The organism is Methylobacterium sp. NPDC097929 (genome assembly GCF_049543375.1).
In the GTDB taxonomy this organism is placed as follows: Bacteria; Pseudomonadota; Alphaproteobacteria; order Rhizobiales; family Beijerinckiaceae; genus Methylobacterium.
In genome coordinates, this window is sequence record NZ_JBMVEP010000001.1 from 1,439,024 (window position 1) to 1,453,766 (window position 14,743).

Consider the following 14,743-nt stretch of genomic DNA (forward strand, 5'->3'; position numbering starts at 1 on the left):
GACCGTAGCGGAAAGCGGGGCCGGCCATCCGCCGAAGCACTCCGTCTCCGTGCCGCGATCACCGCTCTCCCGGTGTGATCGCGAACGGCGGCGCGTGCTCGCGATCCGGCCCGCGACCGATCCTTCTGCTTCGCTGCGCAGGGGCCGTCCTGAGACCGGCCCGCGACAGCCGTCTGGAGTCGTACATGGCCACCTCGCTTGCCGCCGGCGACATCGCGCTGGTCGGGTACGATGCGGACAATCCGGACGATTTCGCCTTCGTCGTCCTGCGCGACATCGAGGCGGGGACGGCGATCACCTTCACCGACAACGGCTGGACCGCGGCCGGCGGCTTCCGCGGCGGCGAGGGCAGCTACATCTACACGGCCCCGACCGCGCTCGCGGCCGGCACGGTGATCCGCCCGACCACCGACGGCACGGCGGGCGGCCCGAACGCCCCCGTCTTCACCGCGGCGAACTTCGCGCTCAACGCCTCGGGCGATCAGATCATCGCCTATCAGGGGCCGGCGACCGGCCCAACCTTCCTCTACGCCATCGATTTCGCCGACGACAACGCCAGCTTCGCCGCCGACGCGACCAATGCCAGCACCTCGGCGCTGCCGCCCGGCCTCGTACTCGGCCGGACCGCGATCGCGCTACCGGCCGACAACGGCACCTATGCGGGTCCGCTGACGGGCACGCGCGAGTCGCTGCTCGCCGCGATCGGCACCGCCGGCTCCTGGCGCCAGGACGACGCAAGCCGCATCGGCGACCGGAGCTACGCGGCCTTCACGGTCACCCCCGAGCAGGTCCTGCCCGCCCTGTCGATCAACGACGTCCAGGCCGCCGAGGGCAATGCCGGGCGCACGCAGCTCACCTTTACGGTCTCCCTGGATGCACCGGCCCCCACGGGCGGCGTGACCTTCGACGTCGCCACCGCCGACGGCAGCGCGACGGCCGGCACGGATTACGTGGCGCGCAGCCTCACGGGCCTGACCATCGCGGCGGGCGAGAGCCGGACCAGCGTCACGGTCGACCTGATCGGCGATACGCGCGACGAGGCGTCCGAGACCTTCACCCTCGCCGTGCGGAACGTCAGAGGGGCGAGCGTCGCCGACGGCGAGGGCACGGGCACCATCCTCAACGACGATGCCGGGCTGCGGATCAACGGCATCACGGTCTACGACGCCGCCCCCTCCCTGCAGGGGCTCTCGGGCGCGACCGCCACGGCGGCCCCCGTCGCCACCAACGCCCTCAACCTGGTGCGCCTGGGCGCCTTCGCCGCCACGAACGATCCGGCGACCACCGCGTCCCCGAACGCCGAGGTCGTGGCCTACGACGCCGCCGCGAACCGGCTCTACATCCAGAACACCGGCGAGAACCGCATCGAGATCGTGGCGATCTCCTCGGCGGGCGGGCTGGAGAAGACCGGCGAGATCGCGCTCGCGGGCCTCGAGCGCTACGGGTCGGTGAATTCGGTCGCCGTCTCGAACGGGATCGTGGCGGTGGCCTATGCCGACGCGGCGGGCGACCAGCCGGGCCGGGTCGCCCTGTTCGACGGCGCCGGCACCCTGCTGCGCTCGATTCCCGTCGGCGTCGGCCCCGATCAGATCGTGTTCACCCGCGACGGCACCCGGCTCCTCGTCGCCAACGAGGGCGAGCAGGCGAGCGCCGCCAGCAACCCCGTCGGCAGCGTCTCGATCATCGACGTGTCGGGCGGCGCGGCTGCCGCGTCGGTGGTCGCCACCGTCGGCTTCGAGGGCCTGAACGGCAGCGAGGACGCCCTGCGCGCCCGCGGCCTCGCCCTCACCCCCGGCAAATCGGCCGCGGCCGACATCGAGCCGGAATACATCGCGATCTCCCCCGACAACCGCTTCGCCTACGTCACCCTGCAGGAAGTGAACGGCGTCGCGGTCATCGATCTGACCAATCCCGGCACGGCCCCCATCGCGATCCAGCCGCTCGGGTCGGTGAACCATTCGCTGGCGGGCAACGAGTTCGACGCCTCCGACCGGGACGGCGCCGGCGGCGGCACGGCGATCCGCATCGCCAGCACGCCCGCCAACGCCCCGATCTACGGCCTGCTCCAGCCGGACGCGGTGGCGAGCTTCTCGACCGGCGGCGCGACCTACTTCGTCACGGCCAACGAGGGCGACCAGCGCGTCATCGGCGGCGTCGACGACGGGGGCGACGTGGCGCGCCTCAGCAGCATCGCCAACAACCGCCTCACGCCGGAGCTTCAGGCTCTGAAGGCCGATCCGGCCTATGCCCGCCTCAACGTCCTGCTGCGCACGGGCGACACCAACGGCGACGGCGTCATCGACCAGCTCCACACGCTGGGCGGGCGCGGCCTCTCGATCTTCCGCCAGAACGCCGACGGCACGATCACCAAGGTGCGCGAGACCGGCGGCGAGTTCGAGAAGATCTTCGCGCAGATCGCGCCGGAGCGGTTCAACAACGATCAGGTCACCGGCAACACGCCGGACGACCGCTCGGACAACAAGGGGCCGGAGCCCGAGGGCATCACGATCGGCACCGTCAACGGGCGGACCTACGCCTTCGTCGGCCTGGAGCGGCAGAGCGGCGTCATCGTCTACGACGTGACCGATCCGGCCAACGCGTCCTACGTCTCCTACGTCCCGCCCCAGCCGGGCGCGACCACGGATCTCGGCCCGGAGGTGCTCACCTTCATCGCCGCCGACCGCAACCCGACGGGCACGCCGCTCCTCGTCAGTGCCAACGAGGTCGCCAATGGCGGCGTCGTCCTCTACGCGGCCCTGCCCCAGGGCTTCACCCAGGAGGTCGCCTTCTCCGCGAACGCGCTCGCGGTGAGCCGGGCCGAGGGCGACACGGGCGAGACCGTGTTCACCTTCACGGTCGAGCGCAGCAACGGCACCCTGGGCGCCGTCACCTTCACCGCCGAACTCACCGGCAGCGGCGCCAACGCGGCCAATGCCGCCGACTTTTCCGGCGCGCCGGCCCTGCCGCTGACGATCGCGGGCACGATCCCCGCCGGGGCCGCCTCCGCGCAGGTCAGCGTCCGCGTCCAGGCGGACGCCGTGCCGGAGGCCGACGAGACCTTCGCCCTGACCTTGCGCACGGCGGGTTCGGACCAGCCCGGCATCGCCGCGGCCGTGCGCGCTGCGGCGGGCACCGCCACGGGCACCATCGTCAACGACGACGTGACCCTGATCTCGGCGGTGCAGGGCGCGGGAGCGGCGAGCCCGCTCGTCGGCCGGACCGTGATCGTCGAGGCGATCGTCGTCGGCGACTTCCAGAACGGCGACGCCGACGCCCGGCGCAACCTCGGCGGCTTCACCCTGCAGGAGGAGGCGGCCGATCAGGACGGCAACCCGCTCACCTCCGAGGGCGTCTTCGTCTACGAGGGCACGGGCAACCGCCTCGTCGACGTGAACGAGGGCGACCGGGTCCGTGTCACCGGCACGGTCACCGAGTTCAACGGCGAGACCCAGATCACCGTCTCCAACGCGGCGGCGATCCAGGTGGTACGGGCCGGCGCGCTGAGCCCGGCCGAGGTCAAAGCCTCGGCGGTCGCCGTCGACCTGCCGGCGGCGGGCGTCATCGGCACCGGCACGACCGCGCAGCCCGACCTTGAGCGCTACGAGGGCATGCTGGTCCGCCTGCCCCAGACGCTGACGATCACCGAGCAGTTCAACCTCGACCGCTTCAACGAGATCCGCCTCGCCGCCGGCGGACGGACCGAGACCTTCACCAACGCGTTCGAGCCGAACGCGGCCGCCTACGCCGCCTATCTCGCCCAGACGGCGGCGCGCTCGATCACCTACGACGACGGCCTCAACGCCCAGAACCAGCCGATCGAGTGGCTCGACGGCTTCGGCCCCACCTACGGCACGGGAACCGCCCCGCGCATGGGCGACACCGTGACCGGGCTCATCGGCACCCTCGGCTTCGGCCCGACCGGCGCCTACCGGGTGCGGGCCATCGACGACGGCGACAACCGCTTCGTCACGGCCAACCCGCGCCCCGCCGAGCCCGATCCGGTCGGCGGCACGCTCAAGGTCGGCAGCCTCAACGTCCTCAACTACTTCACCACCCTCGACACCGGTTCGGCCGCCCGCACCGCGATCGGTCTCGCGCCGCGCGGCGCGAACAGCGCAACCGAACTCGACCGGCAGACCGAGAAGCTCGTCACGACGCTGATCGGCACCGGGGCGGACGTGCTCGGCCTGACCGAGATCGAGAACCAGTTCCGCCCGGGCGACCCCGGCAACGCGCTGGAATACCTCGTCGGGCAGCTCAACCTGCGCGCGGGCGCCGGCACCTACGCCTACGTGAATCCGGGCGCCCAGCTCGATCAGGGCCAGTTCCTCGGCGGCGACGCGATCGCGGTCGGCTTCATCTACAAGCCGAGCAAGGTCAGCGTGGCGATGAACACCACGATCGAGCGGCTCGACGACGCCGACGTGGCGGCCTTCAACCCGGCCCTGCTGCAGCAGAGCACGATCGGGCACATCTTCAACGGCGCCAATACCAGCCGCGCCGCGCTCGCGGTGACCTTCAACGAGATCGCCACGGGTGAGGACTTCACCGCCATCATCAACCACTTCAAGTCGAAGAGCGGTGCCGGCACGGGCGCGGATGCCGACCAGGGCGACGGCCAGGGCGGCTGGCAGCAGCAGCGCGAACTGGCGGCCACGGCCCTCGCCCAGTGGGTGGCATTGCGGCCGACGGGGACGGGCGACAGCGACGCGATCCTGCTCGGCGACTTCAACGCCTACATCAAGGAGGATGCCCTCGACATCCTCAAGGCGGGCGGGTTCACCAACCTCGCCGAGGACCGCCTCGCCAACCCCTATTCCTACGTCTTCGACGGGGCCTACGGCGCGCTCGACCACGCCTTCGCCATCGGGAGCCTGAACCGGCAGGTCACCGGCGTCACCGAGTGGCACATCAACGCCGACGAGGCGGACGCGATCGACTACAACCTCGATTTCGGCCGCTCGCCCAGCGACTTCGACGGCCGCTCACCCGCCCGGGAATCCGATCACGACCCGGTCCTCGTCGGCCTGCGCCTCGACCAGAGGGCTCCGGTCCTCGTGTCCTCCACACCCGCCGACGACGCCGCGGGGGTGGCGGTGAACGCCGACATCGTCCTGCGCTTCAGCGAGGCGGTCCGGGCGGGCACCGGCAGCATCACCCTCACCGACGGCGCGGGCGACGTGCGCACCATCGCGGTCGCTGACACCGTGCAGGTCGCGATCGCGGGCGACACCGTCACGATCAACCCGAGCGCCGACCTGCGGCCCGGGACCGCCTACGACGTGATCGTGCCGGCCGGCGCCTTCACGGACGCCGCCGGCAACGCCTCGGCCGCCATCCCCCAAGACCGTCTCGACTTCTCGACCGAGCAGGCCAAACCGATGACCTACACGCTCCAGATCCTCCACGCCTCCGACTGGGAGGGCGGGCTGCTCGCGACACAGCGCGCGGCGAACTTCGCGGCCATCGTCGACCGGCTCGAAGACACGACGCCGAACTCGATCACGCTCTCGACCGGCGACGGCTGGATTCCGAGCCCGTTCTACATCGCGGGCGCCGACCCGCAGATGGCGGCGACCTATAACGGGGTCTACAACCAGTTCTTCGGGCTCTCCGGCGCGGCCGCCTACGGGCGGCTGGCCGCCTCGCCGGGGCGGGCCGACATCACCATCCAGAACATCATCGGCGTCCAGGCGGCGGTGTTCGGCAACCACGAGTTCGATGCCGGCCCGACGGAGGTCGCCAACATCATCGGCGCCAATCTCGGCACGGCGGCCGGCGCGGCCGACGACACCTGGGTCGGCGCGCTCTTCCCCTACCTGTCGGTGAACCTGAACTTCTCCCGCGAGGCGGCCCTGTCGGGCCTCGTCCACCGCGACGGCGATCTCGCGACCTTCGCTCAGACCGGCCCGACCTCGACCCAGACCGGCACCGGCGCCGACAAGATCGCCCGCTCCACGGTCATCGTCGAGAACGGCGAAAAGATCGCCTTCATCGGCGCCACCACGCAGCTCGAACCGCTGCTGACCACGCTGGGCAACGTCACCCTCGACGGCTTCACCGGCCGCGACGAGATCGCGCTCCTCGCGAGCCAGATCAACGCCGAGGTCGACCGGGTGCTCGCGGCCAATCCGGGCCTCAACAAGGTGATCGTCGGCACGCACCTGCAGCAGCTCGCCAACGAGCAGGCGCTGGCCCCGCTCCTGCGCAACGTCGACGTGCTGATCGGCGGCGGCTCGCACACCCTGCTCGCCGATGCCGACGACCGGCTCCTGCCCGGCGACACGGCGGGCGGCGGCTACCCGCAATTCTTCACCAACGCGAGCGGCCAGACCCTGGCCCTCGTCAACACCGCCTCCGAATACGCCTATGTCGGCCGCCTCAACGTCACCTTCGACGACCAGGGCAACGTCATCCGCGACTCGATCAACCCGGCCACCTCCGGCGCCGTCGCGGTGGACGACACCACGGTGACGCAGCTCTACGGCTCGACCGCCGCCGCCTTCACGCCCGGCTCCAAGGGCTTCCTCGTGCGGCAGGTGATCGAGGGCCTCGACGTCAACAACGACGGCATCCAGGAGACCGCAGGCATCGCCGACATCATCCGCCAGCAGGACGGCAACATCCTCGGCCGCTCCAGCGTGTACCTGGAAGGCCGCCGCGGCGAGGTCCGTACCGAGGAGACCAACCTCGGCAACCTCACGGCGGATGCCAACCTCTGGTACGCCAAGCAGTTCGACGGCGCGGTCACCGTCTCGATCAAGAACGGCGGCGGCATCCGCGACTCGATCGGCTCGTTCTCGACCACCGGCGGCAGCACCGCCGAGCTTCCTCCGGCGGCCAACCCGACGGCGGGCAAGGCGGCCGGCGACATCTCGCAGCTCGACGTCACCAACTCGCTGCGCTTCAACAACGCGCTCGCCCTCGTCACGGTCTCGGCCTCCGAGCTGGAGCGGGTGCTCGAACACGCCGTCTCCTCGGTCGCCCCGGGCGCCACGCCCGGCGCCTTCCCGCAGATCGGCGGCATCAGCTTCGCGTTCGACGCGACCCGGCAGGCCCAGACCCTGGACGTGAACGGCAACGTGACCCGCGAGGGTCAGCGGATCGTCTCGGCGGCGATCGTCGATGCCGACGGCTACATCCTCGACACCCTGGTCCGGGACGGCCAGCTCGTGGGCGATCCGAACCGCGGCATCCGCACAGTGACCCTCGACTTCCTGACCACGGGCACGAGCACCGCCCCGGGCCTGGGCGGCGACAACTACCCCTTCCCGGCCTACGGCGAGAGCCGGGTGGCGCTGAGCAGCGCCGCGCCGACCTCCCTGCCGAACGCGGCGACCTTCGCGGCGCAGGGCTCCGAGCAGGACGCGCTCGCCGAGTACCTCAAGGCGTTCCACGCCGTGACGCCGTTCGGGCAGGCCGATACGGGACCGGCCGCCGACACCCGCATCCAGAACCTCGCCGTGCGCGGCGACACCATCCTCCAGAACGGCGTCAGCCGCACCGGAACGAGCGGCAACGACGTGCTGCAGGGCACGGCCTTCAACGACCGGCTCGTGGGCGGCGCGGGCGACGACATCATCGTCAACAGCGCGGGCAACGACATCCTGATCGGCGGCCAGACCGGCTCGGCGCGCGGCAACGACACGCTCGTCTTCAACACGAGCTTTGCCTCCGTCACCGTCGAGGACGCCGGCCGCTTCACCGCCATCACCGGACCGGAGGGCCGCGACCTCGTCGTCGGGTTCGAGCGCTACCTGTTCTCGGACGCGACGATCGTGGTCGATGACGGCCAGCCGCTGGTGGACGACCTGTTCTACCTGTCGCACAACAAGGACGTGTTCCAGGCGGGTCAGGACGCCGACGCGCATTACGCCGCCTACGGCGCCCGCGAGGGACGCGACCCGAACGCCTTCTTCTCGACGACGGGCTACCTCGCCGCCAACCCGGAGGTGCGGGCCTCGGGCGTCAACCCGCTCCAGCACTACGATCAGAGCGGCTGGAAGGAGGGCCGGGATCCCGGCGCCCGCTTCGACAACGAGTTCTATCTGGCCACCCACGCGGACGTGAAGGCGGCCGGAATCGACCCGCTCGAGCACTACCTCGAATACGGCCAGGCCGAGGGCCGCGCGATCCACGACGCCGTCGGGCGGTCGGGCGACATCCGCGGCGGCTTCGACGCGGAATACTACCTGCTCGCCAACACGGACGTGGCGCGGGCGGCCGTGGGCAGCGACACCTTCGCCTTCGCCGCCCGCCACTTCGAGCAGAACGGCTGGAAGGAAGGCCGCAACCCGAACGCGGTGTTCGACACCAAGGGCTATCTGGCGGCCTACGGCGACGTGAAGGCGGCGGGCCTCAACCCGCTCACCCATTACGACCAGTACGGCTGGAAAGAGGGCCGCGACCCCTCGGCCGGCTTCGACTCCTCGACCTACCTCTCGACCTATACCGACGTGGCGGCGGCCAAGATCGACCCGATGCAGCACTTCCTGCAATACGGGCTCTACGAGGGCCGCTCCCCCTTCGCCGACGGCACCTTCGGCGGCGGCACCCTCGGCTGAGGAGGCCGCGCGGCGCACCGGTCCGTCCGATCGCGGAGGGCCGCCGGCGCCCGGGCCGAACGCCCGGCGCGGGCGGTCCCCCGGGCCGGGCCGGCGGTCAGTAGCGGTAGTCCCGGCGCGGGTAGGCCTGCGGGGCCGCGTAGCCGGCCCCGCGGGGCTGAACGCGCGACCCGTACTCGATCTCCCGCCGCGCCCGCCGGTTCGCCAGGGCCCGTCCGGTCAGGCAGCCGGCCACCGCGCCGACCACGCCGCGCTCCGCCAGGTAATGCCCGGCGAGGCCGCCGATGATCGCCCCCTTGATGCATCCCTTCGCCTCGGCCGTCCCGACACTCAGAAGTGTCGCGACCGTCAGCGCCGATGCCGTCGCCATGATGCGCATGCTGTTCCTCCCGGATGGTGGCGAGGTTAACAGCGCCGGCACGGCCGTGTTCCGCGGATGCGCCTACCGCGCCGCGGATCGCTCCACCCGCCGGAGGCTCGACAGCAGGGCGCGCGCGGCGGCGTGGCGGACCGCGCCGGTTTCGCAGGTCTTGCAGATCGCACCGAAATAGCGGTTGTCGACCACCGTCTCGGCGAACAGACCCGACTTGAAGCGCGGCGCCGCCTCGGTCTCGACGGCGATCCAGTCGCGCGTCCCGAAGCGCTCGGGTCCGAGCGGGCGGCGGATGGAGGCGCCGGGACTCGTGCTCTTCAGGACCGCGCGCAGGCGGACGTAGCGGGAGAACGGCGAGGCGTGGAGCCCGGCGAGGCGGGCCGCATCGTCCTCGCCCTCGACCGCCTTCAGGCGCAGGCGCAGGGTGCAGGCCTCCTTGGTGCGGGCGCAGGCCGGGGTCTCGCACACGATCCGCACGACGCGCCGGCCGGTGGCGTCGTGCGGATCGTCGGCATCCTCCAGCACCCAGCCCGCGGGCAGATCGAGCACGAAGCCCTGGTCGAGGCGCAGGGTCGTCGGTCCCGGAAGGGGCTCGGCTCCGTCGGTGCTCGCCTCCGGTGCGGGTTCCTCGGTGGAATTCGGCATCTCCTCGGCCCGGGCCGGAGCGATGGCGAGCAGGCACGCCAGGAGAAGAGCCGCACGGCCGTGTCGGAAACAATCGGTCATCGGGCGCGGGCCTCCGGGAGGTGGCGTTCGATCAGGGCCTCGGCGCGGGCGCGCGCCTCCGGCGCGAAGATCCGCAGCGGCACGGGCAGCACCTCGTCCCAGCGCATCGGCAGGATCATCAGGTCGCCGACGCGCTCGCACCGGCGAAACAGCGGCCAGCCGAGACGGGCGTGGGCGCCGTCCTTCACGGTCGTGATGCCGGCCTCGTCCATCACGATCTCGGCCTCGCCGGGCGGCGCCTCGGCCTCGAGCTGGCTCGCGAGACTCCGCGCGAGCCAGCGGCGCGCGGCGGGGTGGACCGCGAAGAACCCTGCGATCACCACGGCGGTGAAGGCGGCGGGCTTCCAGAGATCGCCCGCAACCATCTCGGCGAAGAGCGGCAGCGCCTCGGACAGCGGCACCCGGTAGGGATCGACCGCCCAGAGCATCGCCAGCAGAACGGGGTAGAGCAGGGTCAGGCCCACGAGCCACGCGGCGGCGCCGGTGAGCCGGGCGCGCCGCGCCCAGGGATTTTCCAGCGCGCGCAGGATGAGCGGCACCCGCTCCTCCGCGGTCAGGCGCATCGTGGCGCGCACGGCCTCGGGTCCCACGGCCGGCTCGGGCGGCGGCGTGGGCGCGGTCCGGTCGGCACAGGCCTGCACCCAGCGCCGGATGCCGGCGACGGTCTCCGGGCTCAGGGACGCCTTGGGCAGGATGACCGGGACGTCGCCGATCCCGGTCGGGAGGAAGAGGTGGTGCCGGTCCTCCGCGAGGCTGCCGATGCGCGGCCACGGCACGAAGCTCACGAGATCCGGCGCGGTCTGGGTCAGCCCGGCGCCGTCGAGCCGGTAGCGCACGGGCAGAGGGCCCGGATCGTGGCCGTCTCCGCCCGGCGGTCCCATCAGGGCGCGCACCCGGCGGCGGGCGAACCAGGGGTGGAGCGCGTAGAAGCTGAGCAGGGCGAGCGTGACCAGTCCGAGATAGGCGGCGAGCGGCAGCGGATCGAAGTCCGACAGGTCGCGCCAGAATGCGGACAGGGTGCGGCGCCCGCCCGCCGTCGCCCAGCCCGAGACCGCGCCGAGCAGGATGAGAAACCACGCCACCGGCAGGCCGAGCGTGAGGATGCGCCGCCTCTGCGCCGCGAGCGGCACCCTCTGTGCGTACAGATTGCCGGTGACCCGGTGCGCGAAGGTGAGCGGGGCCTCGAAGGTGAGCGGCGCCTCCGGAACGGGCGGGCGGCCGGAGAGGGCAGGGACGACGGGCAGGGTCGGACCTCGTGGGTTACGGGGCTCGGTGCGCGGGATCGCACCGGTTATGGCCAGGGGTTGGGTTGCGGGACACTGCACCCGCTCGACCTGCGCCGGCATGCCGACCCACCGCTCGTCCGCCTCGCTCCGCCGCCTTCGAGTCGGGTGGTCGGCCGGGGCGCTGCTCCGGGCGGGCGCGGCGCAATACCTCGAACGGACGCGGGAATTCTGGGCGGAGATCCGCGCCGCCGAGCCGAAGATCGAGCCCGGAACCGATCCTAAGACGCAGTGAGCGGCGGGTGGGCAGCGCCATCGCTCTCAGCCGTCATGGGCGGCCGGGACGGCGGCGATGCCGGCGCCCGCGGCCCAGGCGTTGAGATCCTGCTTGCGGATCGCCGCCGCCATCATGTCGGGGAAGAGGTCCGGCGTGCAGGCGAAGGCGGGCACGCCGAGTGCGGCGAGGCGCGCGGCCAGCCCCCGGTCGTAGGCCGGCGCGCCCTCGTCGGAGAGGGCGAGCAAGGCCACCACCTGCACGCCCGCCCCGACGAGGCGCTGCGCCTGGGCCAGCAGCCCGGCCTCGACCCCGCCCTCGTAGAGATCGGAGATCAGCACCAGCACCGTGTCCTCGGGCCGGGTGATGCGCGAGGCGCAGTAGCCGACCGCCCGGTTGATGTCGGTGCCGCCGCCGAGTTGGACCGAGAACAGCACCTCGACCGGATCGTCCATTTCGTCGGAGAGATCGACCACCTCGGTGTCGAACACCACGAGCCGGGTCGAGACCGCCGGCAGCGAGGCCATCACCGCCCCGAAGATGCTGGAATAGACCACGGAATTGGCCATCGAGCCGGACTGGTCGATGCACAGGATCACGTCTTTCAGCGATCCGCGGCTTTTCCGCCCGTGGCCGAGGCGGGTCTCGGGGATGATGGTGCGGTACTCCGCCTGGTAGTGGCGCAGGTTCGCCCGGATGGTGCGGTTCCAGTCGATCTCGGCGTGGCGCGGGCGGCGGTTGATGCTGGCGCGGTCGATCGCCCCGGTCACGGCCTGGCGCAGGGGCTCCTCCAACCGCTTCATCAGCGCGTCCACCACCTTGCGCACCACGAGCCGCGCCGTCTCCTTGGTGCGCCCGCCGAGCAGGCCGCGCATCGAGATCAGGGTCGAGACGAGGGAGACATCGGGCTGGACCGCCTCCAGCATCTCCGGCTCGGTCAGCATCCGCTTGAGGTCGAGCCGCTCGAAGGCGTCGCGCTGCATCACCTGCACCACGGAGGCCGGGAAGTAGTCGCGGATGTCGCCGAGCCAGCGCGGCACGGAGGGCGCGGAGGCACCCAAGCCCCCCTTGCGGTCGGAATCGTAGAGGGCGCCGAGCGCCCGGTCGAGGCGCCCGTCGCGCTCGCTCAAAGTGCAGCCGGTGCCCTCGGCCGCGCCGCCGCCGAGGACGAGGCGCCAGCGGCGCAGGCGTTCCGCTTCGCTCGCGCTCATGCGGCGTCTCCCGTGGTTTCGTCGGCGGTTCGGGCCGGCTCGGGGCCGAGCAGCAGGCGCAGGATCGGCAGCACTTTTGCCGCACGCGTTGCATCGAAGCCGTGAGACCCCTCCGCTTCGCCGGGCGACGCGCCGCCCGGTCGGGCCAGGGCCTCGCCGACCGCCCGGCGCTCGGCCGGCGCCAGGGTCGCGAAGGTGCGGCGCACCAGCGGCAGCAACTCGGTGAAGAGATCCGCGTCGAGGCCGCAGAGCCATTCATCGACGACCGCGAGCAGTTCGCGCCCGTGGATCAGCACCGTGCCGCTATCCTCCAGAAATCCCTCGATCCAGGCGGCGGCCGGGACGGCGCCCGAGGCCCGCGACAGGGCAAGGCGCAGTCGCTCCCCGGCCTCCGCCGCCGCGATGGCGCGCTCGTCGAACAGCAGGCGCACGGCGCGGCCGACGACGCGGCCGTGGACGTGCTCCTGATCGGCCAGCGCCCGCAGTGCCTCCTGCCACACCGCCTTCAGCTCGGGTTCCTCGATCAGCGCGACCGCGCCGGAGACGGCGACGATGCGCGCCTTGGCCGCCGCCGCCGCGTCGTCGTCGAGGCTCTGGCAGGCGGCGACGAGCCCGGCGGCGGCGCGCGGCACGAGGCCCCGCACCACGGCGAGCACCGGTTCGGTGTCGGAGGAGCGCACGGAGCCGTAGCGGGCAAGCTCGGCGAGCGGGGGCAGCGCCTCCATCAGGTCGAACACGTCGGCCGAGACCGCGGCGCGGTCGTTGAGCGCGCGGATCACCTCGGTGCTCGCGTCGGCGAGGTCGGCGTCGAGCAGGGTGCCGATCAGGCCGGAGAGCTCGGCGACGCGGGTCGCCTCCCGCGCGCGGACCCGCACCCGGCCGGCGGCGGCCTCGGCGACCGTGCCGCCCTCGGCCGAGGCCGCCACCAGCTCCACCACCCATTCCGGCCGCCAAGCCAGGAACCAGCCCTCCTTGAAGGTGCCGCGCCCCCGCGCCTCGCGCCGCTCCCCCCAGGGGATGCCGATCAGGCTCAGCCGGTTGAGGAAGTGGCTGCGGGCGAGATCCGTCTCTTTCCGCAGGTCGAGGGTGATCTCGCCGGCCGCCGCGCCGGGCTTGAGGCGCAGGCGCCGGCACTGCGCCTCGAAATCCGCCTCGACCGGGGTGCCGGGGCTGTCCGGCGGGGTGGCGCCGAGGCGCTCGCCGATGACGAGCTTGCGCCGGATCAGCCCCATCGGCGCCGGGTCGGCGAAGCAAAGCGTGGCCTGCGCCGCCTCGTCGAGATCGTCGAGGGAGGGCCGGGACCGGCCGCGGAAGCCGGCCAGCGCCTCGGCGAGCCGGGCCGCCTCGATCACCGAGGCCGGCGAGGCGTCGAGGTCGTTCTCGCGCAGCAGCGCGGCGGCCCTCGCGAGCCAGCGGGCGGCGACCCGTCCCTCGTGGTGCCACAGGGTGTCGTACCATTCCGGCGAGAGCACCCCGGCGCGGTAGCCGGAGGCGAAGGCCAGCCGCTCGTAGGACCAGGGCGCCCAGGCGGCGGCGACCTTGGTCTTGGCCAGGCTTTTCAGGGTCGCGGCATCCGCCGTGGCCTGGCCCTTGGCGTCGTGGCGCATGAGCGCCGGCACGTGCCACGCGCCGCAGATCACGGCGATGCGCTCGAATCCCTCCTTGGCCGCCCGCCGGATCGCGCTGCGCATATGCGCCTCGCGCGCTTCCTCGCGGAACGCTTCGTCGGGGTCGGTCTCGGCGCCCTCGCGCAGCGCGCCCATCGCCTCATGAATCGCGGCGAACACGTCGCCGTCGGCGCCCGCGCGGCTCTCGACCAGGGCGTCCCACCAGCGCTCGCCGTCCGGATAGCCGGCAAGTGCCGCGAGTTCGCCGAGCGGATCGCGCCGGATCGCGGCCGCAGCCGGGGCGGGCTCATGCTCGGACGGCGCCTCGGTCGCCTCGGAGACCGGCTCCGCATCGATCGGCGCGGCCTCGGGCGGGGCTTCCGGTGTGCCGAAGCCGTCGGCGAGCTGGTTCGCGTGCGGCAGGTCGATGAAGCGCACGCTCGCACCCGCCGCGACGCCGAAGCGCATCGCCACCCATTCCGGCGAGAAGGCCGCGAAGGGGAAGAAGGCGCAGTCCCGTGGCCGGTCCGGCCGGTAGACGAGGAGCGCGACGGGGGGCGCCATCGCCTCGTGGGCGGCCAGGGGAATCAGCGCGTCGGCGTCCGGCGGGCCCTCGATCAGCAGGCAATCGGGGTTGAGCGCGTCGAGCGCCGCCCGGAGCGAGCGGGCCGAGCCGGGGCCGTGGTGGCGGATGCCGAAGAGGCGGATGTCAGGCATCACGGCTCGGTGTGGTGGCGCGAAGAGTCATGGCGAATCATCCTCGGT

Annotated in this window: 6 protein-coding genes; 1 reads left to right on the forward strand and 5 read right to left on the reverse strand. The window is 72.4% G+C overall.

Features of this window, described 5'->3' with window-relative positions:
* The first annotated feature begins 185 nt into the window (after positions 1–185).
* Positions 186–8,564, forward strand: a complete 8,379-nt coding sequence (locus tag ACPCJR_RS06830; RefSeq protein ID WP_391511440.1) for an ExeM/NucH family extracellular endonuclease — start codon at positions 186–188, stop codon at positions 8,562–8,564.
* 97 nt (positions 8,565–8,661) lie between these two features.
* Here ACPCJR_RS06830 and ACPCJR_RS06835 read toward each other — a convergent pair whose 3' ends face one another.
* The 5 genes from ACPCJR_RS06835 to ACPCJR_RS06855 form a co-directional block, all read right to left on the reverse strand.
* Positions 8,662–8,943: a hypothetical protein gene (locus tag ACPCJR_RS06835; protein WP_391511439.1), complete on the reverse strand. Its 282-nt coding sequence runs from the start codon at positions 8,941–8,943 to the stop codon at positions 8,662–8,664.
* A gap of 63 nt (positions 8,944–9,006) precedes the next feature.
* Complete coding sequence (locus ACPCJR_RS06840; protein WP_391511438.1) at positions 9,007–9,663, reverse strand: hypothetical protein; 657 nt, start codon at positions 9,661–9,663, stop codon at positions 9,007–9,009.
* Positions 9,660–11,009, reverse strand: coding sequence for a hypothetical protein (locus ACPCJR_RS06845; protein ID WP_391511437.1), 1,350 nt, complete (start codon positions 11,007–11,009; stop codon positions 9,660–9,662). The genes ACPCJR_RS06840 and ACPCJR_RS06845 overlap by 4 nt, the downstream gene beginning before the upstream one ends.
* 198 nt (positions 11,010–11,207) lie before the next feature.
* Positions 11,208–12,371, reverse strand: coding sequence for a VWA domain-containing protein (locus tag ACPCJR_RS06850; protein WP_391511436.1), 1,164 nt, complete (start codon positions 12,369–12,371; stop codon positions 11,208–11,210).
* Entirely contained in the window at positions 12,368–14,695 is a 2,328-nt protein-coding gene (locus ACPCJR_RS06855) for a DUF5682 family protein (protein WP_391511435.1), read from the reverse strand. The genes ACPCJR_RS06850 and ACPCJR_RS06855 overlap by 4 nt, the downstream gene beginning before the upstream one ends.
* Between the last annotated feature and the right edge of the window lie 48 nt (positions 14,696–14,743).

Excerpts from the sequence above, each read along its gene's own strand:
- ACPCJR_RS06840 (WP_391511438.1), bottom strand. The coding sequence starts at position 9,663 with ATGACCGATTGTTTCCGACACGGCCGTGCGGCTCTTCTCCTGGCGTGC.
- ACPCJR_RS06855 (WP_391511435.1), bottom strand. The coding sequence starts at position 14,695 with ATGCCTGACATCCGCCTCTTCGGCATCCGCCACCACGGCCCCGGCTCG.
- ACPCJR_RS06845 (WP_391511437.1), bottom strand. The coding sequence starts at position 11,009 with ATGCCGGCGCAGGTCGAGCGGGTGCAGTGTCCCGCAACCCAACCCCTG.
- ACPCJR_RS06850 (WP_391511436.1), bottom strand. The coding sequence starts at position 12,371 with ATGAGCGCGAGCGAAGCGGAACGCCTGCGCCGCTGGCGCCTCGTCCTC.
- ACPCJR_RS06830 (WP_391511440.1), top strand. The coding sequence starts at position 186 with ATGGCCACCTCGCTTGCCGCCGGCGACATCGCGCTGGTCGGGTACGAT.
- ACPCJR_RS06835 (WP_391511439.1), bottom strand. The coding sequence starts at position 8,943 with ATGCGCATCATGGCGACGGCATCGGCGCTGACGGTCGCGACACTTCTG.